The sequence below is a fragment of the Giesbergeria anulus genome (assembly GCF_900111115.1).
GTDB lineage: Bacteria > Pseudomonadota > Gammaproteobacteria > Burkholderiales > Burkholderiaceae_C > Simplicispira > Simplicispira anulus.
This window is the reverse complement of the sequence record NZ_FOGD01000006.1, coordinates 69943-94775: the sequence shown is the minus strand read 5'-3', so window position 1 is coordinate 94775 and position 24833 is coordinate 69943. Positions and strand designations below refer to the sequence as shown.

At 58.9% G+C, this 24833-nt stretch carries 19 protein-coding genes; 9 read left to right on the top strand and 10 right to left on the bottom strand.

The features are described from left to right. Nucleotides 1–26 precede the first annotated feature (26 nt). Complete coding sequence (locus tag BMX55_RS10375; RefSeq protein WP_091457074.1) at nt 27–2066, bottom strand: lytic transglycosylase domain-containing protein; 2040 nt, start codon at nt 2064–2066, stop codon at nt 27–29. A 17-nt stretch (nt 2067–2083) separates the two neighbouring features. On the opposite strand from BMX55_RS10375, the gene BMX55_RS10370 reads away from it, so the two are divergent. Together BMX55_RS10370 and BMX55_RS10365 are read left to right on the top strand one after the other, a co-directional pair. Next, nucleotides 2084–2656 (top strand): 5-formyltetrahydrofolate cyclo-ligase, encoded by a 573-nt coding sequence (locus BMX55_RS10370; RefSeq protein WP_091457072.1) that lies wholly within the window; start codon nt 2084–2086, stop codon nt 2654–2656. Nucleotides 2657–2705: 49 nt separating this feature from the next. Next, nucleotides 2706–3953, top strand: coding sequence for a multifunctional CCA addition/repair protein (locus BMX55_RS10365; protein WP_091457069.1), 1248 nt, complete (start codon nt 2706–2708; stop codon nt 3951–3953). Here BMX55_RS10365 and trxC read toward each other — a convergent pair. The 3 genes from trxC to BMX55_RS10350 form a co-directional block, all read right to left on the bottom strand. Further along, entirely contained in the window at nt 3950–4387 is a 438-nt protein-coding gene (gene trxC / locus BMX55_RS10360; RefSeq protein ID WP_091457066.1) for a thioredoxin TrxC, read from the bottom strand. The two genes, BMX55_RS10365 and trxC, sit on opposite strands and share 4 nt — an antisense overlap. Before the next feature lie 69 nt (nt 4388–4456). Continuing rightward, entirely contained in the window at nt 4457–4651 is a 195-nt protein-coding gene (locus BMX55_RS10355; protein WP_091457064.1) for a DUF2905 domain-containing protein, read from the bottom strand. Nucleotides 4652–4659: 8 nt separating this feature from the next. Beyond that, entirely contained in the window at nt 4660–5796 is a 1137-nt protein-coding gene (locus BMX55_RS10350) for a class I SAM-dependent methyltransferase (protein ID WP_245751398.1), read from the bottom strand. Nucleotides 5797–5805: 9 nt separating this feature from the next. Here BMX55_RS10350 and BMX55_RS10345 point away from each other — a divergent pair, with 9 nt between their 5' ends. From BMX55_RS10345 to BMX55_RS10320, 6 genes are all read left to right on the top strand, one after another. Further along, nucleotides 5806–6603: an SDR family oxidoreductase gene (locus BMX55_RS10345; RefSeq protein WP_091457061.1), complete on the top strand. Its 798-nt coding sequence runs from the start codon at nt 5806–5808 to the stop codon at nt 6601–6603. Nucleotides 6604–6634: 31 nt separating this feature from the next. Next, nucleotides 6635–7006, top strand: coding sequence for a dihydroneopterin aldolase (locus BMX55_RS10340; RefSeq protein ID WP_091457058.1), 372 nt, complete (start codon nt 6635–6637; stop codon nt 7004–7006). 17 nt (nt 7007–7023) lie between these two features. Then, nucleotides 7024–7680, top strand: coding sequence for a lysozyme inhibitor LprI family protein (locus BMX55_RS10335; protein WP_091457055.1), 657 nt, complete (start codon nt 7024–7026; stop codon nt 7678–7680). Continuing rightward, nucleotides 7677–8621 (top strand): tRNA 2-thiocytidine(32) synthetase TtcA, encoded by a 945-nt coding sequence (gene ttcA / locus BMX55_RS10330; protein WP_245751380.1) that lies wholly within the window; start codon nt 7677–7679, stop codon nt 8619–8621. The genes BMX55_RS10335 and ttcA overlap by 4 nt, the downstream gene beginning before the upstream one ends. Nucleotides 8622–8635: 14 nt before the next feature. Continuing rightward, on the top strand, nt 8636–9277 hold the full coding sequence (locus tag BMX55_RS10325; RefSeq protein ID WP_091457049.1) for a histidine phosphatase family protein: 642 nt from the start codon (nt 8636–8638) through the stop codon (nt 9275–9277). A gap of 339 nt (nt 9278–9616) precedes the next feature. Further along, nucleotides 9617–12226, top strand: a complete 2610-nt coding sequence (locus BMX55_RS10320) for an HD domain-containing protein (protein WP_091457045.1) — start codon at nt 9617–9619, stop codon at nt 12224–12226. 721 nt (nt 12227–12947) lie between these two features. On the opposite strand, the gene BMX55_RS10315 is transcribed toward BMX55_RS10320, so the two are convergent. The 6 genes from BMX55_RS10315 to ruvB are packed head-to-tail and all read right to left on the bottom strand — an operon-like array spanning nt 12948 to nt 23255. Continuing rightward, nucleotides 12948–17705, bottom strand: coding sequence for a PAS domain S-box protein (locus BMX55_RS10315; RefSeq protein WP_091457041.1), 4758 nt, complete (start codon nt 17703–17705; stop codon nt 12948–12950). Between the two features lie 29 nt (nt 17706–17734). Continuing rightward, nucleotides 17735–18883, bottom strand: coding sequence for a response regulator (locus tag BMX55_RS10310; RefSeq protein WP_281242834.1), 1149 nt, complete (start codon nt 18881–18883; stop codon nt 17735–17737). Between the two features lie 42 nt (nt 18884–18925). Beyond that, nucleotides 18926–19675 carry an ABC transporter ATP-binding protein gene (locus BMX55_RS10305; RefSeq protein WP_091457038.1) on the bottom strand — a complete coding sequence of 250 codons (750 nt, stop codon included), beginning with the start codon at nt 19673–19675 and terminating at the stop codon, nt 18926–18928. Further along, the gene (locus BMX55_RS10300) at nt 19672–20892 is read right to left on the bottom strand and encodes an ABC transporter permease (RefSeq protein ID WP_091457034.1); all 1221 of its coding nucleotides are present in this window, start codon (nt 20890–20892) and stop codon (nt 19672–19674) included. Before BMX55_RS10300 ends, BMX55_RS10305 begins: the two co-directional genes overlap by 4 nt. Before the next feature lie 12 nt (nt 20893–20904). Continuing rightward, a complete protein-coding gene (locus BMX55_RS10295) occupies nt 20905–22203 on the bottom strand; it encodes an efflux RND transporter periplasmic adaptor subunit (protein WP_091457030.1) in 1299 nt (432 codons plus the stop codon). After that, entirely contained in the window at nt 22200–23255 is a 1056-nt protein-coding gene (gene ruvB / locus BMX55_RS10290; RefSeq protein ID WP_091457027.1) for a Holliday junction branch migration DNA helicase RuvB, read from the bottom strand. Before ruvB ends, BMX55_RS10295 begins: the two co-directional genes overlap by 4 nt. A 117-nt stretch (nt 23256–23372) precedes the next feature. On the opposite strand from ruvB, the gene BMX55_RS10285 reads away from it, so the two are divergent. Then, the gene (locus BMX55_RS10285; protein WP_091457022.1) at nt 23373–24824 is read left to right on the top strand and encodes a carbonic anhydrase family protein; all 1452 of its coding nucleotides are present in this window, start codon (nt 23373–23375) and stop codon (nt 24822–24824) included. Nucleotides 24825–24833: the final 9 nt, after the last annotated feature.

The following is a 24833-nucleotide window of genomic DNA, read 5'->3' as shown; positions in this document are numbered from 1 at the left end:
TCGGGGCAGCAGGGGCGTGGGGTGGCTCAGGGCAGGTCTTTGTTGGGCAGCGCTTGGGCGCTATCTCTTGGCCCCACGGTGCCAAGGCGGCTCTTGAGCGATTGCGGCTGGCCCGTGAGCAGCGCTGCGTAGTTGGTGGTGTTGGCTAGCACCTTTTTCACATAGTCGCGGGTTTCGGTAAAGGGCACGTTTTCGGCCCAGATGGCAGCGTCGAGCACTGGGCCGTTGCGCCAGTTGCGTGGGCGGCCCGGCCCGGCGTTGTAGGCGGCAGCGGCCATTGGCATGGAGCCAGCAAAATCGTCCAGCGCCAATTTGAGGTAGGCGGTGCCAATGGTGATGTTGGTGTCGCGGTCGTTGATTTGCTCAGGGGTAAAGCCCTGTAGGCCGATTTTTTTGGCTGTCCAACGCGCTGTGGCGGGCATGACCTGCATTAGCCCAGAGGCCCCAACGCCGGAGCGCGCATCCATGATAAAGCGGCTTTCTTGGCGGATCAGGCCATACACATAGGCTGGGTCAAGGCCAATGCCTTGGCTGCGCGCCACCACCGCGCTTTGGAACGGCATGGGGTAGCGCTGGGTATAGTCCATCAGGCTGCGCGTGCGCTCGCTGGTGTTAATGCAGCGGTCCCAGACTTGGCGCTGGCAGGCCAAGTCGGCAGCGGCCAGCAGCTCGCGGTCGCTCATGCCGCCGGGGGTGTGCAGGTTGGTGCTGTAGTTCCACTCGCGGGTGCCTTCGGGGCGCAGGCCGATTTGGATGGCATACAGCGCCCGCTGTAGCCCAGGGTTGGCGCGGGCGGCGGCTTTTTCTTCGGGGGTGAGCGGCTGCGGCGCAGGGGGCAGGGTAATGCTGCGGCCCAGTTCTTCGGTGGCTAATTGCTCATAAAAGCCGCGTGGGCTGGCAATGCTTTCGAGCAAAGTGCGCGCTTGGGTGCGCTCGGCCTCGGAGGGCTTGCTCGCCAGCAGGGCGCGGGCTTTCCAATAGACCCAAGTGCTGTCTTGGCGGGCCTCATCGCTCATGGCGTCAATGGCTTGGCGTACGGTTTTCCACTGGCCGGTGCGCAAGGCGGTGCGGGCTTTCCAGCCCAGCAGATCGTCGTGCAGGTGGGCGTCGCGCTCTACCTTATCAAAATATCCTTGTGCCAGTGGTGATAGCTTGAAGGCCGCTTGTTTGCCAATCACCCCCCACACCCAATGGCGTTCTTCAGGGCTAAGGTGGACGCTCCATTTGTTTTCTAGGATTTCGGCGGCGCTGTCGGGGTTGGTGGTGGCTAGCCGGATCAGCGCCAGCACCACCAGCTCTTGGCGTGGGCGGCCTGCGGCGGTGGCGCGGCTGTGCAGAAACTGGGCTGGTTTTTCGTGCAGGGCATTGATTTGGCCTGCCACCTCTGGGGCCACGATGATGACGGCATTGCGCACGGCACGGGGGCGGTTGGCTTCCATGCTCAGGCGCGCCTCGCGCCAGACGTCTAGCGCGGGCAGTTGGCGCATGGCAAACAACTCACTGGCGGCGTAGGTGCAGCCGTCGTCAGCATCGCGGGCGTTGTGCCAGTGGCGGCGCACTTCGTCGGCAATCGCAGCGGCGGGCTTGTTGTTGCGCAGTAAATCGACCGTCAGGGCGTAGCAGCGCACTTCGCGGTCATCCGACATGCGGTAGTGAGGGTGCTCTTGGGCAAAGCGCGTCCAGTTGCGGCGCTGGCCTAGCAACAACAGCCAATCATTGCGCAAGCGGTCTTCTTGGTAGGTGCCTGCCCAGCGCTGCAAAAAGGCGCTAATGTCGTCGGCACTGGCCTCGTCTAGGCGGGCGCGCAACTCCCAATAGGCAGCCCAAGGCTCCAGCACATGGCCACGGGCGGCGGGCAACAGCAGCGTGAGTTTTTTGCGGTCATTTTTGCGAAAGGCTTGTTGCATCTCGCGCAGTACCTCGTCACCGCTGGCGCTGGCGGGGGCTTGTACTGGCACGCTAGTAGGCAAGGCACTCGCCACCTGGGTAGGTGTGCTCGCCAAAGGCGCGGTGCAGGCCAACAGGGCGGTGGCGGCGAACGGTGTCAGAATCTTGGGCAATTGCATGGAGGAATTATCCGCTGATGGACAAAGTAGCCTTGCGTCGCGCTCTCATTGCCGAGCGCCTGAATCTGCCCAATCGCCTGCAACGTGCCGACTACCTTCAGCAAGTGATGCGTATCTGGTTGCTCGAGCGCACTGATGCGGTGATTGGAGCCTATTGGCCCATCAAGGGCGAGTTTGACCCGTTGCCCGCCTTGCACCGCTGGAAGGAAGATGGTGAGCTGCTGGACGAGCCCCAGCGCCGCCGCATTGGCCTGCCGGTGATTAACAAGCAGCACAAAACGCTAACCTTCCACGTTTGGTACCCCGGCTGCCCGATGGAAGAAGATGCCTACGGCATCCCTAAACCCAAAGACACCGAGCTGATTGTGCCCACGCTGCTGTTTGTGCCCTGTGTGGGTTATGGCCCCGGCGGCTACCGGCTAGGCTATGGCGGTGGCTTTTATGACCGCACGCTGGCCGCCTTGCAGCCGCGCCCAACCACTGTGGGCCTAGGCTATACCAATGCCTATGTCGATGACTTTGAGCCGGAGCCGCACGACCAGCCGCTGGACGCCATCCTCAATGACAACGGGGTGGTGTGGCCGGTATAAAGCCAGCACCGTAGCGCAGGGCGGCGTGGCACGCTCTACACTCGCGCTGATGAAAATTTATATGGTCGGCGGCGCGGTGCGCGACCGCCTGTTGGGCCGCCCGGTCAATGACCACGACTGGGTGGTGGTAGGGGCCACGCCCGAACACATGGTGGCCCAAGGTTTTTTGGCGGTGGGGCGCGATTTTCCGGTGTTTTTGCACCCGCAAACCCGCGAGGAATACGCCTTAGCGCGCACTGAGCGCAAGAGTGGGCGTGGCTACCGGGGCTTTGTGGTGCAAACCTCGCCCGATGTGACGCTGGAAGAAGACCTGTCGCGGCGCGATTTAACCATCAACGCCATTGCCTCGCTCACTGACTCGGTCACGCCAGAGAGTCTGGTAGACCCGTATGGCGGCGTGCAGGACTTGCGCGACAAGGTGCTGCGCCATGTGACGGATGCTTTCCACGATGACCCGGTGCGTATTTTGCGCGTGGCGCGGTTTGCCGCCCGCTTTACCGATTTTTCGGTGGCCCCAGAGACGCTGGTGCTGATGCGCTCGATGGTGGAGCATGGCGAGGCTGACCATTTGGTGCCTGAGCGTGTCTGGCAAGAAATCAGCCGGGGGCTGATGGAGCCGCTACCCTCGCGCATGTTCGAGGTGCTGCGCCAGTGCGGCGCGCTGTGCGTAGTGCTGCCTGAGGTGGATCGTCTGTGGGGTGTGCCCCAGCGCGCTGAGTACCACCCGGAGGTAGATACCGGCGTGCATCTGATGATGGTGCTGGACATGGCGGCGCGCCTGCAAGCGCCGCTCACGGTGCGCTTGGCTTGCCTCATGCACGATTTGGGCAAGGGCACAACGCCTGCCGATATGCTGCCGCGCCATATCGGCCACGAGCAGCGCAGTGCCAAATTGCTCAAAGGGTTGTGTGAGCGCCTGCGCGTGCCCACCGACTGCAAAGAGCTGGCCGACGTCGTGGCCCGCGAGCACGGCAATATCCACCGCAGTGGTGAATTGGGGGCCGTTGCCCTGCTGCGTTTGTTGGAGCGCTGCGATGCCATCCGCAAACCGGCGCGGCTCGATGAGATTTTGCAAGCCTGCGAGTGTGATGCCCGTGGGCGGCTGGGCTTTGAGGAGAGCGCTTATCCCCAGCGTGCACGCCTGAACGCAGCTTTGCACGCTGCTTTGTCGGTAGTGACCGCCGACGTGGCGGCGCTGGCGGCGGCCCGAGGCCAACAGGGCAAGGCGGTGGGCAATGCCATCCAGGCGGCGCGGGTGCAGGCGCTGGCGCAGTGGCTGGGCAGCAGCGCTGTTTAGCCGCGCACCGATTGCACCCAGCGAACAATGTCTGGCGCGCTCAGTGCGCCGGAGATGCGCGCCAACTGCTTCCCGCCCTGAAACAGCACCATTGTTGGGATGCTGCGGATGCCATAGGGGGCGGCCACCTCAGGGTGCGCCTCGGTATCGAGTTTGGCTAGCCGAAAATGGGGTTCCAATTGGCGCGCCGCTTGGGCAAAGGCCGGGGCCATCTGGCGGCAGGGGCCGCACCAAGGGGCCCAAAAATCCACCAGCACCGGCAGATGGCTGCGTTGCACATGGCGGGCAAAGCTGTGCTCGTCCAGCGCCAGCGGCTCGCCCATAAACAAGGGCCGATGGCAACTGCCACAGTCGGGGGCGCTGCCCAGATGGGCAGCCTGCACGCGGTTGGTGGTGTGGCAGTGCGGGCAGACGATATGCAGGGCTTGCGTCATGGCGGAGCTTTCAGGCAGGAGCGAATGCCTTTTTAGATCAGGCCGTGCGCTGCCAAATTCAAGGCGTCTTCACCACCACTTCACGGCCAAACTGAGCAACACACTGAGCAGCACGGTGCTGGCCAGCGGAATAAACCAATCCCGCCCCAACAGCCTAAACGAAAAATCCCCCGGCAGCCGCCCCAGCCCCAGTTTGCGCAACCACGGGGCCAGTCCGTTGATGAGCACCAGCGCCAAAAAAGTAACGATCAGCCAGCGGATCATGGCTTGGCCTAGAGCCGGTGGGTGCGGTCGCCACGGGTAAAGCCGATAGCATCCCAAGGCTGGCCCTTGCACAGCGCCAGCACCTTGAACAACTCGCCCATTTCGTGCTCCATGATGAGTTTGGCCGCCTGTGCGCGTTGCGCCAGTGGCTGCTGATCAAGGCGGGCCGCCAAACCACAGTTAATGAGGAAATGCGCCTGCGTGGTGTAGCCCAGCACGTTCCAGCCCATGCCTTCGGGCAGGGCTTGGTCTTGGGCAGCCAGCGCCATCGCCGTAAAGTTGACGTGGGCGGTGATGTCTTTCAGGCCCACATCCACCAGCGGGTTGTCGTCAGAGCGGTGTGCGCGGTGGCACATCACTGTGCCCATGTAGCGCTGCGGGTGGTAGTACTCACTCTCGCCAAAGCCGTAGTCAATGAAGAAGGCCGCGCCGCGCGTGAGCCTATCCCCCAAGGTGTGGATAAAAGCCTCGGCTTGGGGGTGGATTTCGCTCAGGTAGTCGTGCGGGCCTTCAATCTCTAGTGGCGGACGCAGCGCGGTGGGCTGATCGGCCCAAATGAAGCTGCCATCATCGCCTAGCGCCACGCCGCGTTCATGCCAAACGCCCTCTTGCGCGCCGCCGTGGCGCGCCAGCAGTTGCACCGGCATGGCGTCTAGCACTTCGTTGCCCACAATCACGCCTTCAAACTGTTCAGGCAGGGCATCGATCCAGCGCACCTTGTCTTCGTGGGCTGCCAGCAGTGTTTGTTGGCGTGCGCGCAGGCTGCCCGACAGATCGACAATGGTGTAGCGCTGCACGGCTGCGCCCAGCGTATCGAGCAATTGCAGCGCCAGCGCGCCCGAACCTGCGCCAAACTCCCAGACTTCGTGGGTGCCGGTGCGTTCTAGCGCCTCGGCCACCTGCACGGCCAGTGTTTGGCCGAACAGCGGCGATAGCTCCGGGGCCGTGACAAAATCGCTGCCCGATTGCGGCAATAGGCCAAACTTGGTGCTGTCGTTGGCGTAATAGCCTAAGCCGGGCGTGTACAGCGCCAGCGCCATAAAGCGGTCAAAGCCAATCCAGCCGTCAGCCGAGGCAATAGCCTGCACAATATGCTGATGCAGGGCGGTCGTTAAACTTGGGTATTCTGTGTTCACGGCCTGGATTGTCTCTGAATGTCTGACTCATCCTTCTCTTGCCCCCCAGCCCGTACGGTGCTGGTCACTGGCGCTGCCCGGCGTTTGGGCCGCCAGATTGCCCTGACGCTGGCTGCTGCGGGCTGGCAGGTGGCCGTGCATTACCGCAGTTCGGCCCCACAAGCGCAGGGCACCGTGGCAGCCTGCCAAGCCTTGGGCACAGCCAGCGCCTGCTTTGCCGCCGACTTTGACGACGAAGCCGCTGTGCGCGCCCTGCTGCCGCAAGTGGTGGCGCATTTTGGTGCGGTGGATGCGGTGGTCAACAGTGCCTCGCTGTTTGAGCACGATGACGCCGCCAGCTTTGGCTTTACTGCGCTAGAAAAGCACTTGCGCAGCAACACCGCTACCCCCATCCTGTTGGCCCAAGCCCTGCACCAGCACCTAGAGGCGCGGGCCGCAGCGGGCGAGGCACAAGTGCAGGGGGCGGTGGTCAACTTGTTAGACCAAAAACTTTGGAACCAAAACCCCGATTTTTTCAGCTACACCCTGTCTAAAGCAGCGCTAGAGGCAGCCAACACCATGCTGGCGCTGGCCTTGGCTCCGCGCTTGCGCGTGGTGGGGGTGGCACCGGGCCTGACGCTGACCAGCCCCTTTTTGACGGAAGAAAAATTTCAGCAATTGCACCGTTTAAGCCCGTTGGGGCGCTCGTCCACCCCAGAAGATGTGGCGGCCACAGTGCAGTTTGCGCTAGAAAACCGCTCCATCACCGGCACCACGCTGCTGGTGGATGGCGGCCAGCACCTGATGAAATTTGAGCGCGATTTTTCACTTATGTAACCCGGCGGCGCACGCCCTATTTTTTCTGACCATGTACAACGCCGCAGGCACCCATATCCTGACGCTCATTGGCTTGCGTTTTGACGCCAATTTGGGCATCCTCGACCACGAAAAATCTGCCCCCCAGCCGATCCAAGTGGATGCAGAACTCAACCTAGGCACCCAGCCACTGCGCCCACGCGATGACGATATTGCCCATGTATTGGACTACCGCAAGGTGCGCCAGATCATCATTGATGAATGCACCGCCGAGCACGTCAACCTGCTTGAAAGCCTGATTGGCAAGCTGGCGCACCGCTTGATGCTGCTGCCCGGCGTGTTGGGTGTGCGCGTCAAAATTGCCAAACTCGAAATCTTTGACGACTGCGAAGTCGCCATTCGCGTTGAAACCGGACAGTGGTAAACCCACCAGCCCCCACCATGAAAAAATACCTGCGCCCAGCCGTCTTGTGGACTGCGCTGTTCTGTATCGGTGGGCTGGCCCAAGCAGCCAGCTTTGATTGCGCTGTAGCGCGTTCGGCCAAAGAGAAGATGATTTGCGCCGACCCCCAGTTGTCAGCCCTGGATGAACAACTCGATGCCTCGTACAAAGATGCGTTAGCGCGCTCAGGGGCCAAACCCACCATCCGCCAGTGGCAGCGCGATTGGCTCAAAAACGGCGAGGTCTCTCGCTGCACTGCCGCCGCCTGCCTGACACAGGCCATGAACACCCGCATCCAAATGCTCGACACCGTGGCTAGCAGTGCCACCCCTGCGGCCCGCTGGCATGGCAGCTATGTGCGCTTTGCCAACGGGGTGCGCGATAGCCACTCGGCAGACATCACATTGATCGGCTTGCATGGCAACAAAGTGTTTGCCACTGGCAGTGCTGTTTGGCTGGGGCCGAACGCCGCCCAAGGGCAGGTGCACACGGGTGAGATCGAGGGTGTGGGGCAGATCAAGGCAGGCAAAGCCCTATTCGACTTGGACGGCTGCACTGCCACCATCGCACTCACTGCCACTGGCTTGGTGGTACAGGATGAGTCTGGCTGCGGCGGATTGAACGTCACCTTTATCGGGGATTACCGGAAAAAATGAACCATTCTTTGGACACTGCCGCTTGGACGGCTGAACTGCCTGCTGCCCCCAGCGCCGACAAGGCACTCAAAATTGAACGCGAAACGCACAAGCTCGAAAAGCGCCTGTGCCGCGAAACGGGCAAAGCCATCGTGCAATACAACATGATCGAAGAGGGCGACAAGGTCATGGTGTGTATGTCGGGTGGCAAAGACAGCTTTACGCTGCTCGACATTCTGCTCAAACTCAAGGCGCGCGCGCCCATCCACTTTGACTTGGTGGCCGTCAATTTAGACCAAAAGCAGCCCGGCTTTCCGGAGCATGTGCTGCCCGATTATTTGCGCAGCACCGGCGTGCCGTTCCATATTGAGAACGAAGACACCTACAGCATTGTCAAGCGCGTTATTCCAGAGGGAAAAACGACGTGCAGCCTGTGCAGTCGCCTGCGCCGGGGCATTTTGTACCGGGTGGCCGATGAGCTGGGGGCCACCAAAATTGCCTTGGGCCACCACCGCGACGACATTTTGCAAACGCTGCTGCTGAATATGTTTTTTGGCGGCAAGCTCAAATCTATGCCGCCCAAGCTGGTCAGTGACGATGGCAAGCATGTCGTCATTCGGCCCTTGGCCTTTGTGGCAGAAAAAGACACCACACGCTGGGCCGCGCACCGCAACTTTCCGATTATTCCGTGCAATCTGTGCGGCAGCCAAGAAAACCTGCAACGCAAGCAGGTGGGAGAGATGCTGCGCGATTGGGAGAAGCGCTTTCCGGGCCGGGTGGAGAACATGTTCAATGCCTTGCAGCATGTCGTGCCCAGCCACCTGCTCGATGGTCAGTTGTTTGATTTTGCCAACGCCAAAGCCACCGGCGTGGCCGATGACAACGGCGATAAGGCTTTTGACACCGAAGAGTTTCCCACCCCCTCCAGCCTGCCCGGCGTGCAGGTGGTGCAGATAGGTTAAATAGGTTTAACGCTATGCAAGCGACCCGATTGATTGCCATCCGCCACGGCGAGACGGCTTGGAACATAGATTCGCGCATCCAAGGCCATTTGGATATTCCGCTCAATGACGTCGGCCATTGGCAGGCCCAGCAGGTGGCGCGTGCGCTGGCCGCCGAGCCGATTACGGCTATTTATGCCAGTGATTTGCAACGTGCCCAAGCCACGGCGCAAGCGCTGGCCGACGTGACGGGCGCGCCACTGACGCCAGAGCCGGGCCTGCGCGAACGTTGCTTTGGCGATATGGAAGGCAGCACTTTTGCCGAGGTAGAGGTTAGCCACCCTGAGCAAGCGCGCCGCTGGCGTCAGCGCGATCCGCATTTTGCTGCCGATGGCGGTGAGAGCTTGTTGCAATTGCGCGAGCGCATTGCTGCCACCACCAACCGTTTGGCACAGCAGCATCTGGGCGGATTGGTGGTGCTGGTGGCCCACGGTGGTGTGATGGATATTTTGTATCGCCTTGCCACCGGTCAAGACCTGCAAGCGCCGCGCACTTGGCCGCTGACCAATGCCGCCATCAACCGTCTGCTCTGGACGCCAGAGGGCCTGACGCTGGTGGGCTGGGCGGATGTCCAGCATTTAGATGCCAACAGTACCCGCGATGAATCTACCGTTTGAAAGGTAGTTTTGTCGGTGGGATTAGCGCCGTGTAACTAGATATTATATATTTCATACACAGCATCATCCAGAAAAATATTACTCTGGCCCCATTTTTACTGGAATACGCATTCACTCCAGCTGTTTTGGCTGGTGCAGGGCATCGGTGTTGGGCGTGTAAGACGAGACATGCATCCGCAAAAATTGAGGTTTGCCTAAATGGCTGACTATTGGCGTTTCTCTATGGATGGGGTAGGATGGTGCTATCTTATGCGACTGCTGGCTAGCGTGGGGCAGTCGTCTAATCCTAGTTAAATTCCCTATGGTTAAATAGCCAGCAATAGTTTAAAAGGAAAAGAGATGGCCGGATTTGAAAATACTACCTTGTGGCAAAGTACTTTAGCTAAGCAACTTTCAGATGACCATCGTGAGAAAGATCGGGATTTTCTTAGAGTAAGCTATGAAAGTTTTAGAGCTAACGCTGGGTTACTAGCAGCGGAAATATCCAGAGACCTGCCAGACTATACTGTCCATGATTTGACCCATTTAGACGCTTTATGGGAGATGGCTTCAATTATCTGCGGGAATGATTACAAGCTAACCCCAGCAGAGGCTTTTGTGTTGGGTGGCGCATTCCTAATTCATGATCTCGGTATGGGGTTAGCCGCGTATCCAGAAGGCCTGAATGAATTAAAGCGATCTGTAATTTGGGAAGATACCGTATCTTATTTAGCAAAACGGAATCCTGAAAGTTCGAACGAGTCAATTGAAAAGGAAGCTACGGGAATCGTACTTCGTTCGCTTCATGCCAAACATGCTGAGAAATTGGCACTGATATCTTGGGGAGACGATAAGAATCTTTATTTGATAAATGACCCTGAACTTAGAGAGGCTTACGGGCCAGTTATAGGGTTGATTGCTCATAGTCATTGGTGGAGTTCTGATGAGTTAATAAAAAAGCTTCCGGATTCTTTAGGTGCTTTTGAGCGAATGCCTAATGATTGGGGGGTAGACCCTATAAAGCTTACTTGCATTTTGAGAGTGTCAGATGCAGCACATATTGATACTAGAAGAGCGCCATTATTATTAAAAGCGTTTCGCCAGCCGAACGAATATGCTCAGCAGCATTGGCTATTTCAACAGCGTCTTTATCAACCAAGGCTTGAATCAGAGCGTTTAGTATATACATCAAAGTCATCATTTTCCCCGGATGAATTTAATAGCTGGTGGCTTTGTTTTGATACGTTAAAAATGATTGACAAGGAATTAAGAGATGTCGATTCAATACTTGGTGATAGCCAACGCCCTAGGCTTAAAGCAAAGGGCGTTGCAGCCGTAAATAATATTATCCTCTTATCTCGGTTGATAGGTACAAGCAGTTGGTTACCCGTCGATACCAAAATACATGTTGGTAATGTAGCTAAGTTAGTGAAAAATTTGGGGGGAGAACAGCTATATGGTAAGAATATTATGGTTCCCTTACGAGAGTTAATACAAAATTCTTGTGATGCCGTAAGAGCGAGAAGAACCCTTGAAGGCGAGGATCCTAGCTGGGGTCGAGTTACAGTCAGAATAGGTTCTGACAAATCTGGTACCTTTATAGAAGTAGAAGACAATGGCGTTGGAATGTCTACAACTGTGCTTTCAGGCCCATTCTTAGATTTTGGCACTTCTTTTTGGGGCACCAATTTAATGCATGATGAATTTCCAGGTCTTGAAAGTAAAGGGTTTTCATCTACCGGAAAATATGGGGTTGGTTTTTTCTCTACTTTTATGTGGGGTGAGAAGGTTAGCGTTACAACGAGGAGATTTGAAGATTCTAGGCAAAGTACTAAGGTTCTAGTTTTTCAAAAGGGACTATCAGATAGGCCCTTATTAAGAGACGCTCTGGAAAATGAATATGTTAAAGATGGTGGAACGCGCATTAGAGTATATTTCTCTAGCTCTCAAACATATAGGAAGATTTTTTCAGAAAATTATCACGATAACCTTAGAATAGACCAAATAGTTGAAGACCTTTGTTCATGTCTTGACGTAAGTATCGCCACAGAAGATCTGAATACGGGGGAATCTGGAGTTGTAGTCAGAGCTAATGATTGGAAATCACTTGAAGCTAATGCTTTCTTAAAGCGTGCGTTAGGGAACCGATGTTTCCAGAGTCTAAGTGACGACGATTCATGTATGCTCACTAAGCTTTCTAAGAATATAAGAAATATTGAGAGTAATGGAGAGGTTGTTGGGAGAGGTTTCTTATCGAATATAGGTCAATTTGATCACAGGCGTGATCGAGCAGCGATCAAAGGCACAGTTACGGTTGGTGGCTTTAGAACTAGTAGCTTAACAAACTTAGTAGGTCTATTTGTTGGGGAAACCGTTCGGGCCTCAAGGGATATTGGAGTTCCCTTAGCAAACGGTAAAGAGTTAGCTGGCTGGGCTAGTGAGCAGTCTTCTCTTCTTATAGAAAACACAGATACCGAAAAGCAGCTTGAATGTGCTTCATTTGTAAGATCCTTGGGCGGCAATACACAGGGGTTGTCTATTTGTCGGCATAAGTCGGGAATAATATCATTAATTCAATTTGAAGATATTGTGCGAGAACAGCTAAATGAAATAGTGATAGTTGGTGACTCAGGATTTCATCTTCTGGAAAGAGAGCATGGGAAAATAGTCCTTAAGGATAATGTATTTGTAGCAGATCCAGGGATCACTGGAATTCTTCAGACTCGTATCGAAGATAGTTGGGTAGAGTGGCCTACTAATAGACAATCGGAAAGATTTGATGACTGTACCCTTCAGGGGTTGCTTGTAGAGGCTTTTTCACATGTATGGGGAGTATCTTTGAATTCTGTTATCGCCGCCTCAGACATTTCTACAGATAGAGATAAATATAGTTATATTATTGGTGTAGCTAATGGAAAAGAAATTAAGTGTGATTATGTAGATATTATGCGATTACCTTCTTTCCATTAATTCCGAAAAGACAACTAAATAATAATTTAACAAGTTGCTGCACTCGGATAAATTACTCGCTGCGCTCCTAATTTACCGGTGAGCAAAGCGTTAGCATTCGCCCACGGTAGTTTTATTCCATGCTCGTTAAAAACCAATTTTTACTTTTGCCAGTGTTTCCAAAGTAAGTTTTATCTTTGGTTTTTTGGCTTGGTGTTCTTGGTTTCGTGGTAGCACTGGTCTAGGTTCGCTTTTCCGGCTATGCTGCTGGCTTTGGGTGGCTGCTGTGTGGGCGTGGGTTTTAACTCGGCTACAGGGACTTCCCACTTTGTCAACCGTGGTTCATAGGTTTTCCTTCTGATGAACAGTATTCATATTCATATTCATTGATCACAGACGCACGATGGATTCAGAAGCCACCGCAAAAGGACAGACTGCACATCTACAGGCGGGCTTGTGTCGGCCTATTGGGCCGAGGCCCCAGATACGAACCGCTCAGCAGGACTCCATTCGTTCATCGTGCTTCAAGCACGGCCCAGTTATCGAGTTTGCCTGCTGCCGGTCTGTGCCACCAAACGCACGCTCAGCGCATTGCACACCCGATAAATGGTGTCAAGTTGTCTTTGATGCCATCAAGCCAATCGCTGAACTGTTGGGTTTTTTTGATGGTGTAGATAGCACAATCGTAATCACTTGTTCACAAATTCACAATGCTTACTCTTTTGGTGGCAGGTTTTGGTGCTCATGGAGCTGTCGTAGCTCGCAGTGCGGCCAGAGCGGTATCAAAATCAAACGCTCCCAAGGCGCTGGCTACCTTGTCTAGTACGGGGGCCAAGGCTGTACCGCTGGCTTGTTGTTGCAGCGCTTGCAGTGCCAAATCGGCATCCACATCGTTGTCTTGCAGCAATTGGGCCAGCCGCCCCAGATCCGCCTCTAGGTGGGATAAGTCTGGTACCAGCGCTGGTGCCGGTACCGGGGCTGGTGGGGCCAGCGCCTGCAAGCCTGCCAGCACCGGAGTCAGTTGCTCTTGCACTGGTGCCAGCAAAGCGTGAATGTGGGCTGCGGCAGCCCCTTCGCGGCAGGCTTGCTCTAGCGCTGCTGCGGCAGCCTGCACCCCTTTGGCACCAATATTGCCCGCCGTACCCTTGAGGGTGTGGGCGACACGGGTGGCAGCCTCTGGGTCGGTGCTTTGTTGGGCGGTGGCAAACTGGGCTGCAAAATCTCCCTGACTGTCGCGAAATTTTCCCAACAGTCGGGTGTAGAGGGCGTGGTTGCCCATCGTGGTGGCCAGCCCGGCTTGCACATCAATGCCGGGTAGGGAGGGTAAGGTGTTTGCCCGTACTGCGGGCTGGCTAGGGGGGGCGATGTGGGCCGGATGCTGTGGGTGTATCCACTTGGCAAGGGTGGTAAACATCTCGCCCACATTGAGTGGTTTGGCAATGTGGTCGTTCATGCCTACGGCCAGCACTTTCTCGCGGTCACCGGCCATCGCGTTGGCGGTCATGGCCAAGATCGGAATGGCATTCCATGCCGGGTTTTGGCGGATCTCACGGGTGGCGGTGTAGCCATCCATCACTGGCATTTGGCAGTCCATCAAGATGCCATCAAAACGGCTGTCGTGGGCCAAGGTGTCCAGCGCTTCTTGGCCGTCGTTGGCCAGCACCACTTCCATACCCGCGTTGCGTAGCAGCTCCATCGCCAGTTCTTGGTTCATCTCGTTGTCTTCTACCAGCAGCACGCGGGTGCCTTGCAGTTGGCTCATGGCGTCGCGGTAGCTGTCAGCGCGCACAGCGGCGCGGGTCTCTGGCATTTTGCAGCGGTTCAGAGCATGGCCGATGGCCTCTAGCAGCGAGGAGGAGGTGACGGGCTTGGTCAGCACCGTTTTGAGTTTGGCTCCACGGGCTTGGGCGGCGCTGAGGGCATCTTCGCGGCCATAGGCCGTCACCATGATGATGGTGGGCTGGTGTTGCAGGGGGGCATGTTGAATTTGCAACACGGTTTCTACGCCATCTTGGGCTGGCATTTTCCAGTCCATTAGCACCAAGTTGTAGGGTTGGCCTTGGGTATCGGCCTGCTGCACCAGCGTCCCAGCCTCGTGGCCGCTGGAGGCCGTATCCACGTCAATGCCAAAGCTGTGGGCCATCGTGGAGAGAATTTCGCGTGCCACGGCGTTGTCGTCTGCTACCAGCAAGCGCATACCGTGCAGCTCTTGGGCACTGCACATGCGCCGGGGCATGGGTTCGGCCTGTAGGCCAAAGCGGGCGTTAAAGTGAAAGGTAGAGCCTTGGCCTGCCACGCTTTCAACCCAGATGCGGCCCTGCATCATCTCTACCAGTGTGCGTGAGATGGCTAACCCCAGCCCGGTGCCACCGTAGCGGCGCGTGGTAGAGGCATCAGCCTGCGTAAAGGGCTTAAACAGCTTGTCGCATTGCTCAGGCGTCATGCCAATGCCGGAGTCTTTGATCCAGAAGTGCAACTCTACGGCGTCAGCATCTTGGGCCAGTTTGGCTATGCCCAGCACGATCTCGCCGCTTTGGGTAAATTTAACGGCGTTGTTGCCCAAGTTGATGAGTATCTGCCCCAGCCGCAGCGGGTCGCCGCGCAGGGCGGTGGGTACGTCGGCGGCGGCGTTGAATAGCAACTCCAGCCCTTTTTCTTCGGTTTTCATGCCGATCAGGTGGGCCAGATTGTCCATCACGTCTTCGAGGCGGAAGTCAATCACCTCCATGCTCATCTTGCCCGCTTCGATTTTGGAAAAATCCAAAATGTCGTTGATGATGCCCAGCAGGCTTTCACCAGCGCGATGCACTTTGTCGATGTAATTGCGCTGCTGTTTGTCCAGTGCCGTTTGCAAAGCGAGATGCGACATGCCAATGATGGCGTTCATGGGGGTGCGGATTTCGTGGCTCATGTTGGCCAAAAAATCGCTCTTGGTGCGCGTGGCTTCTTCGGCAATTTCTTTGGCGCGCACAATGGCAGTTTCGGCCACCTTGCGCTCGGTGATGTCGAGTAGCCAGCCCAAAATGCCCTCTTCGCCGTCGTACACAATCGGCATAAAGCTCGTCAGCATGTCGCGCGCTTGGTGATCCTTGTCATACATGCGGATTTCTTGACCATGTACCACCTCGCCACGCTCCAAGGCGGCGCTGATGCGGGTGCGGTCTTGAATATCCACATAAATGTCTTTGGCTGCATCGCCCACGCGGCTGCCAAACATGGCCGTAAATTGCGGATTTGTAAAGCGAAAGCGCCCTTGGGTGCTAAAGGCAATGCCAATCGGGCTGCGATCCAGAATGCTTTGTAGCCGGGCGCGCTCGTCTAGCAGGGCTTGCTCGGCGGCCTTGCGCTGCGTGATGTCACGAAACACCACCACGGTGCCCACCAGCTCCCCGTTTTTGTAGGTGGGCTGGGTGGTGTATTCCACGGCAATCGGGGTGCCGTTTTGGTGCCAGAGCACCTCATCGTCGGTGCTGCGCGACAGGCCATCTTGACTGCTCTGGTACATCGGGCATTGTTCTTGTGGGTAGGCGCTGCCGTCTGGGCGGCTGTGGTGTAGCAAACCGTGCATGAGCTGGCCCAGCAGTTGGGCCTCGGTGTAGCCCAAAATGGTGGTGGTGGCGGCATTGGCAAATGTGAGTCGCCCTTGCAAGTCCAGCCCCACAATCCCATCATTGACTGAGGCCAAAATCAGGCGGCTGTGCTCTTCCAGCGCCGCGAGGCGGTCTTCGGCGGCCTTGCGTTCACTGATGTCGCGCACAGCCATGCACAGGCTGCCGCTGTGCCCACCCACGGCAGGCAGCGCCGATAGCCCCACCTCTACCGGAAAGGGCTTGCCGTTTTGGCGCAAGCCGCTCCATTCTTGCGTGCCGCTGGTCTGTGTGTTGGGCGTGGGGTGGTCGGGTTCGCTATTGGCACGCAACGCGGTGGGCAGCAGCCGCTCTACCGACTGGCCCACCAAAGCGCCACAGGCATAGCCAAACATGGTTTCCAGTGGTGGGTTAGCCAGCACAATGGTGCCGTGGTCGTTAGTGACCAACATGCCATCAGGGGCTGATTCAATAATGCTGCGGTACCATGCTTCGGTGTCGCGCAGGCTGTTTTGCTGGGCTTCTAGCTCTACGGCTTGTTCTTCGAGCGTGGCGGCTTGTTCTTGCAGGGCTTGGGCTTGACGCCGGGTTTCATCCAGCAGTTGGCTGGTGCTCAGGCTGCGCTGCAAAATTTCCAGATTCATGGCTAGCAGCGGCAGCAGGTCATCGAGCAGGGTTTGCTCTTGCGCAGTGATTCGATCAAGTACGGCCAGCTCTAGCACCCCTAGCAGGTGCTGGTTGCGCAGCACCGGCAAGATGAGTACGGCATAGGGCAGGGCATCGCCCAAAGCCGAGCCTGCATGCACATAGTGCGCTGGTGGTGGTTGCAGCAGGATGGGGCTGCGGTTGAGCGCACATTGGCCCAGCAGGTTCTGGCCCAGTGCCACCGTGGCGGGCAACTCCAGTGGCTGGCGGTGGGCGTAGGAGCCAAGCAGGCGCAGTTGTGGGCGGTCTTCTTCGTGCAGGTACAGCACGCCATAGCCCAATTGCACCAGTGGTGCCAGCTCCTGAAACAGGGTGTGCGACAAGGCTTGTAGGTCGCAGGCCGATTGCAGGTTTTGCGCCAGATCGGACAAATGGGTCTTGACCCAGCTTTGCACCTCGCGCTGCTGTGCGCCTTGTTGCAGCACTTGCACCGAGCGGGCCATCGCCCCCACTTCGTTGTCGAGATCGGTGTGCGGTATGGTCACTTGCAGTTGCCCTTGGGCCAATTGCTCTACCGCTTGGCGTACCTGCTCCGTGGGGCGGCGGATGGACACCACCATCACCCAGCCCCACGCGGCTCCCACCACGGTGCCCAGCGCCAGCAGCAGGTAGCTCAAGTGCAGGCCATTGCGGCCCTGTGCCTGCATGTGCTGCATGGTCTGGTGGGCTTGATCCTCTATTTGCTGGGCCACTTCATTGATGGTGGTGATGGCATCGGCACCAAAGCCCTGCATGGCGCTGGAGTTGAACTCGGCAATGGCCTGCTCGGTTTGGCCCTGTTGCAGCAGGGGTATCACCTGTGTTTCTAATTGGCGCAAATACTGCTCATAGCCGCTTTGGAACCGTTGCAGTGATGCCTGTGTGGCGGCGGGCAGCGGCAATTTCTGCAAGGTGTTGATTTGCTGCTCTATTTTTCTGCGTACTTGGGTGATCTGTTGCAGCATGTCTGCCCGCTGCTGCGGGCTGCTGGCTAGCAGGGCTTGGCGCACCACACGCCCCAGCAAAATGGACTGGGCTTGTACCTCTTTGGTGCGCGACAGTCCAATCAGGTCAGTTTCGTAGCTTTGCTGTATTTGTGCGTTGAGCTGCTGCTGGGTGTAGATATTGGATGCAATCAGCACCACCAACAATGCCAGCCAGACGGCAAAGCCCGCTGCCAGTTTAGTGCGCAAAGATTGGCGCTCAAAAAGATGCAGCAGCTGAGACATGGCGGGGGGCTTTCGTGGTGCTAACCCCCTCAGGTGGGGGCAGGGGGTTGCTGCTGCACTTTGCGCGCCAGCTCGGCGTCGCTGTCGGTGTAGCGCTGGGCAATGGCTTGGAATTGGTCGCTCAAGGTGACAAAGGCATCGACCATATCGGGGTCAAAGTGCTGGCCTCGCCCTTGGCAGATGATGGCGATGGCTTGGGCGTGGGGCATGCCTTCTTTGTACACACGGCGGCTAATCAAGGCGTCATACACATCGGCTACCGCCATCAGCCGCGCCGAGATCGGGATGGCATCACCGGCCAAGCCTTGCGGGTAGCCGCTGCCATCCCATTTTTCTTGGTGGCTGTAGGCAATCTCTTTGGCGTAGTGCAAAAAATCGACTTGGATGCCCAACTGGTCTTCAGCGTGCTGGATGGCATCACGCCCAAGCTGGCAGTGGGTTTTCATGATCTCAAACTCCTCAGGCGTTAGGCGTCCCGGTTTGAGCAAGATGCGGTCGGGGATGCCCACTTTGCCTATGTCGTGCAGTGGTGCCGATTTGAACAGCAGATCGATGGTCTCGTCATTGAGGAAATCCCGAAAGCGTGGGTGGCTTTGCAGATGCCGCGCCAACAGCCGCACATAGTGCTGGGTGCGCCGGATGTGGTTGCCGGTGTCGTTGTCGCGGGTTTCTGCTAGCGAGGCCATCGCCAAAATGGTCACATCTTGAATGGCTGCCAGCGCTTGGCCCCGGCGCTTGACTTCGGCCTCTAGGTAGACGTTTTGGTCTTTTAAAAAATCAGCCGCTGCCTTGACTTGCAACTGCGTGGCTACGCGGGCTAGCACTACGGGCGGGTTGACTGGCTTGGTGATGAAGTCCACCGCGCCCATCTCCAGCCCCTTTGTCTCGTCTTCGGTGCCGGTCATGGCGGTTAAAAAGATGATCGGGATGTCGCGCGTGGCGGGCTGCGCCTTGAGCCGCTGGCAGACGTCGTAGCCCGACAGGCCGGGCATCATGATGTCGAGCAAGATCAGATCGGGGGGGTGCTCGCCGCTGGCAATGGCGATGGCTTTTTCGCCATTGTTGGCGGCTACCACGCGGTACAGGCCGCGCAGCAATCCGGCAATCAGGGTTAGATTGTCGGGCATGTCATCGACGACAAGGATGGTGGCTTTGGTGCGGGGGGCTGTTTCGGTCACGGTGCGCTCTCCTAGGCCTGGTGGGGGTGCATCGTAGTGCTTTCAGGCTTCCTGTGGTGGATTGCCATCGCTGGCGATGCGGCCATCAACCAGCTCCACCTGACGGTCACAGCGCGCCGCCAGCCGGGGGTCGTGGGTGACTACGATAAAGGTGGTGCCGCGCTCGGCATGGATGCGCCGCAGCAGGGCAAACACCTCGCTGGAGGAGGCGGTGTCGAGGTTGCCGGTGGGCTCATCGGCCAGCACTAGCGGCGGCTCCATGATAAGGGCGCGGGCAATAGCTACGCGCTGCTGCATGCCGCCAGAGAGCTCATTGGGGCGCTTGTGCAGCGCGTGGCCCAAGCCCACGGCATCCAAGAGGCTGCGGGCGCGCTCCTCTTCGCGGGCGCTAATGTGGCCTTCGGCCATCAAGGCAGGTAGGGTGACGTTCTCTAGCGCTGAAAACGCGGGTAGCAGGTGGTGAAACTGAAAGACAAAGCCCAGCAGGCGGCGTCGGCGCAGGGTGAGTTGGGCATCACTGAGGCCCTGCACGGCCTCTCCGGCCAGTTGGTAGCTGCCGCTGGTCAGGGGTTCGAGCAGCCCCAAAATATTGAGCAGGGTGCTTTTGCCAGAGCCAGAGGGGCCAATCAGGGCGATAAACTCGCCGCGCTGCACTTGCAGGTCAAGGCCGTGCAGCACCTCGGATTCGCTGGGCTGGCCGACGTGGTAGCGCTTGGTCACGCCTTGCAGGGTGATGAGGTTTTGGGCTGCACCAGAGCCGGGCGATGGTGGCAGGGGCACAAGCGTTGTCATAGGCGGATAGCCTGTGCTGGGTCAAGTGCGGCGGCGCGGCGCGCTGGGGCAATGGCGGCCAGCACGCCACAGACGGTAGCAATCAACGCCACCTGCAAGCCGGTGCGGGGCGGCAGGCTAATGACAAACAGTGGCAGGCCATCTGAGCCACGCACAAAATGCGTAAACACCCAAATCAGCGCTACGGCCAAGGCCAGCCCCAGTGCCGAGCCAATGGCACCCAGCACCGCCCCTTGCAGCAAAAATACGCGCAAAATCTGCCCACGGGTAGCACCCATGGCCCGCAAAATGCCGATTTCACGGCCTTTTTGCACCACCGACACCACCAGTACGCTGGCAATGCCCAGCACCACCACGGCCAGCACCACACCCCGGATGATGCTGGTGCTGATCGATTGCGCGTTCAGGGCTGACACCAGTTGGGCGTTGTTCTCTTGCCAGCTCTCAATTTTGTACGGAAACTGGCGGCGTAGCGTATCGGTGATGGCTTGGGCCACCCAAACGTCGTGCAGTGTTATATCGAGGCCCGTGGCACCACCGCGCAGGGCCAGCAGGTTTTGTGCAGCGCGCAGCGGCACGATCACGGTGCGTCGGTTCAGGTCTTTGATGCCCAAATCCACCAGCGCCGTGACGCGCACGGCCTCGCTCAGGCTGCCCGTTTGCACTGTCAGGCGGTCGCCCACGCGCACGCCCAAGTCTTGCGCTAGTTCACGGCCAATGATGGCCTCGCCCGGTGCCAGCCGTGCCGTACCGCTCACCACCTTGCCGCGCAAGCCAATCATGCGGTCGTAGCGTTCTAGCTCGACGCCCATCAGCGCAATCGACTGCACGGCCTCGCCGCGCAGCGCCAGTCCAGAGCCAGACACCATGGGCGAGACCCCGGCTACGCCCGGCCATTGCTCTAGCAGTGGCATCAGCGCTTGCCAGTTGGCCACCGAGCGCAGGCGCTGGGCGCGGGGCTGCACATCGCTCAGGGTGGTGGTGCCGCTTTGGCGGACAGCAGAACGGATCACGACGTCATCGGGGGCACGCACGCTGATGTGGGCTTGCGCTCCCAGCGTTTTGGCCAAGGTGTTGCTTTGCAAGCCATTGATAAGGGCTGAGATATAGGCAATCACCGCCACTCCAGCCGCCACGCCCACCATGATGAGCAGGGTTTGCATTCGGCCCTCGCGCAAAAAGCGCAGAGCGACGCGCAGTTCAAAGCCAAGCCACATCACGGTGCGGCCTCAACGGCCCATGGCGTTGGTCATGGCCGAGCCAGCCTCGCCGCCGGTTTTGCCTGCTGCTGGGCTGCTCGATAGGGCTGTGCCGGGTGTCCAAGCCATAGGCCGGGCCTGTACCCGTTGCCCCGCCTGTAGGCTGGCGCTGTGTAGTACGGTGTCGCCATCGCGCAAGCCGTCGAGCACTTCTACGGCATCGAGCGTGCGCAGGCCTAGGCGCAGCTTGCGCACTTGGGCTTGGCCTTCGTGCAGCACCAGCACCGTGGCTTCGTGGCCCGTGGGTGTGCTGCCGGGGCGCAGGGCCGACAGCGGCAGCGCTAAGGCGCGCTCACGCCGGGCGGTTTCTACCTCCACCGAGAGCGTCATGTCTTCGCGCAGATAGGCCGGGGCCTGTTGCGTTAGCGCCAGTTTGACCTCAATGGCACCGCGCTGCGCATCGACCGCTGGGGCTATCGACAGCACCTGCGCCGCAAAGGGCTGTGCCGGAAAGGCATCGGCCACCACGCTAGCGGGCTGGCCGGGCTGGAGCTGGTCTAAAAAGCGTTCATCCACCTGTGCCACCAGTTGTGTTGGGCCAGCCAGCGCCAGCCGCAGCAGGGCTTTGCCCGCCTGCACGATTTGGCCCGGCTCGACGCTGCGCTGCAACACTTGGGCGGCCAGTGGGGCGCGCAGTTGCGTTTGTTCTAGCCGGGCGTGGGCGCTGGCGGTGGCGGCGCGGGTGGCTTCCCATTGTGCTTGGGCTTGCACGATGTCGCTGCCTGCTTCTGCGTTGGCTTGTAGTTGGGCGTGGGCGCTGGCTTGTTGGGCTTGGGCGACGTCTACAGCGCGGCGCGCCTCGTCGCGTTGGGCTTGGCTGTAGAAGCCTTGGGCCACCAGTTGCTCTGCACGAGCAAGCGCCGCTTGGGCGGTGCGCAAGGTGGCGTCGGTTTGCGCTAGGGCGGCTTGGGTGCTGCTGCGGCCTGTGCTGCGCAGCCCGGCCAAGCGGGCTTGGGCTTGGCGTTCAGCTGCCACGGCTTGGGCTAGGGCGCTGCGCAGTTCATCGCTTTCTAGCTGGATGAGTACGTCGCCTTGGCGCACGGTTTGGCCTTCTTGCACCCGCACCTGTTGTACGCGCCCGGTGATGGTGCTGCCAATGTCCACCCGCGACAGCGTGGCTACCCGTGCTGAAAATTGCAGGGTACGCACCAGCGGCGCAGCTTGCACCTGCACGGCATCGACTTGGGGCGCACGCAGCACGAAGGCGGTAACGAGTCCGGCCCCCAGCAGCAGTGCTGCGGCCAGCACGCCCATAGTGCGCCGCTTCATGGGAGTGTGCCGACAGTTTGCGGCGGCGGGGCCACGCCCAAATGGCGGTAGGCGGCCAACGTAGCCACGCGGCCACGCGGCGTGCGTTGCACATAGCCTTGTTGGATGAGGTACGGTTCAATCACATCTTCGATGGTGCCAGACTCCTCGCCAATGCTGGCGGCAATGTTGTCCAGCCCCACCGGGCCTCCATCAAAGCGATGGATCAGCGCCTCCAGAAACTTGCGATCCATCACGTCAAAGCCCTGCGGATCGACATCGAGCATCGCCAGCGCCCGCTGCGCGATGTCTTGGGTGATGCTGCCGTCGCCTTTGACTTGGGCATAGTCGCGCACACGGCGCAGCAGCCGGTTGGCAATGCGCGGCGTGCCGCGTGAGCGCTGCGCCAGTTCAAAACCACCGGCCTCGTCCATCGGCGTGCCTAGCAAACGCGCACTGCGCGTGACGATCAGCGCCAGCTCTTCGGGGGTGTAAAACTCCAGCCGGGCCACAATGCCAAAGCGGTCGCGCAGCGGGTTGGTGAGCATTCCGGCGCGGGTTGTGGCCCCGATCAACGTAAACGGTTGTAAGTCCAGCTTGATGGAGCGTGCCGCTGGCCCCTCGCCAATCATGATGTCGATTTGATAATCTTCCAGCGCGGGGTAGAGGATTTCTTCCACCACGGGGGATAGGCGGTGGATTTCATCAATAAACAGCACATCGTTGGCCTCTAGGCTGGTCAGCAAGGCTGCGAGGTCTTTGGGTTTTTCTAGCACTGGGCCGCTGGTTTGGCGCAGTTGCACCCCCAGCTCGGTGGCAATGATGTGGCTGAGGGTGGTTTTGCCCAAGCCGGGGGGGCCAAACAGCAGTACATGGTCTAGCGCTTCTTGGCGTTTGCGTGCGGCACCAATAAAAATTTCTAACTGTTCACGCGCCTTGGCTTGGCCGACATACTCTTGCAGCAGCTTGGGGCGCAGTGCGCGCTCAATGGCTTCCTCTTGCGGCGAGGCCGGGGCGGCAGAGACCACGCGCTTGGGCGGTGCAGGGGCAAAATTATCGGTATGGATGGTCACAGCAGTTCCAGCAGGCAGAGCAGGGGCAAACTATAGCCGTCCTGCTGATGGCCATTTTGCCCCGATGGCAGCGCAGCCAAGTTAAAGTGCGTTTCTGCTTGCCCCTGCCTTCTTGCCATGAAAACCGCCCCTGATTCTTTTTTTCCTGCCTTGCGCTACACCCGTCCGGCTTGGGCGGTGCTGGCAGGGCTGGTTTTGTGCTCCCCGGCCTGGGCTGCGGAGCCACCAACTAAGCCCGCCCCCGCCCCCGCGCCAGCAACTCCTGCCCCCTTGCGCCTAAACAACCCGCAAGAGCGTGCCTTGTTGATTGACCGCATCAACGCTGCCTTAGAGCGTACCAACCAAAAATACGCCCAGCCCCGGCGCGCTTCTGCTCGTCGTGGCAAGGCCAATGACGAGCCGCGCTACACCATCCCGACGCTGGCCGTGGAGTTGGGGGCACCACCGGCGCCGGCGCGGCCCCCACGCAAGCGCTCGGCCAAACGACCTCTGGCCGCTGCTGCTGGCGCTGCGGCAGGCGCTGCGGTATTGGCGGCTCCAACCGCAGAGGCTGCCGTGCCCGAATTATTGCCCTTGGCTCCAGCCTCTGTGGCCTCCCCTACGCCTACCCCGGCACCAACACCAACACCAACACCAACACCAACACCAACACCAACACCAACACAGGTGATGCCCGTGGTGCCCGTGATGCCGGTGGAGGTTGTGGTTCCCCCACCGCCGCCAGTCCAGCCCCCGCCAACACCCTTGCAAGAGCCAGAAGCCGCCAGTGCCAGCCGCCGCTATATTGCAGAGCGCGCCGCCGAGCTGGCTGCCGTACAGGCGGTGGCCCCGCCAGCGCCGGTTACTTCGTCTTTATGGGGCAATGCGGGTAATGTGGTCACTACGGTACCTTGGAGCTACGCCGGTGCCACTGGCCCGCAGGCGTGGGGGCAGTTGCATCCCTCGTTTGCCACCTGTGCCAGCGGCCAGCGCCAATCGCCCATTGCCTTGGTCAAACCACCAGAAAAATCGGGGCCTACAGCCTCGTTGCCACTGGGCAATCAGGTGTTTACCGGGGTGCTAGAGCACACAGGCCACTTTTTAGAATTGGACGTGCAAGGTTTAAGCACCTTGAGCTTGCGCGGCATGGAGTGGGAGTTGCAGCGCGTGCAAACGCGCTACCCGGCAGAAGAGCGCATTGGCCCCACCGAGGGCGTGGTGATGGCGGTAGATTTGCTCTACCGTGCCCCCACCAGCCAGTGGGCAGTGGTGTCGGTGCCATTGCGGCTGGGGGCCGCTAACCCGTTTTTGGCCCAGTTGTGGACGCATTTGCCGTTGCACGCGGGCGAGCGTGTGCCCTTGTCGCCGGGCGAGTTGCAGCTTTATGACTTGCTGCCCGCCCAGCGGCACTATTACCAATACTTAGGCTCTCTGACCACGCCCCCCTGCACCGAGGGCGTGTTGCGGCTGGTGCTCAAAACTCCCGGCACGGTGGCACCTGAGCAGCTCCAGCGCCTCATGGCCCTGCTGCCGCCCCATGCCCGGCCACCCCAGCCCCTGTATGGCCGCCCAGTGCTGGTGGGGCCATAAACACGTTCT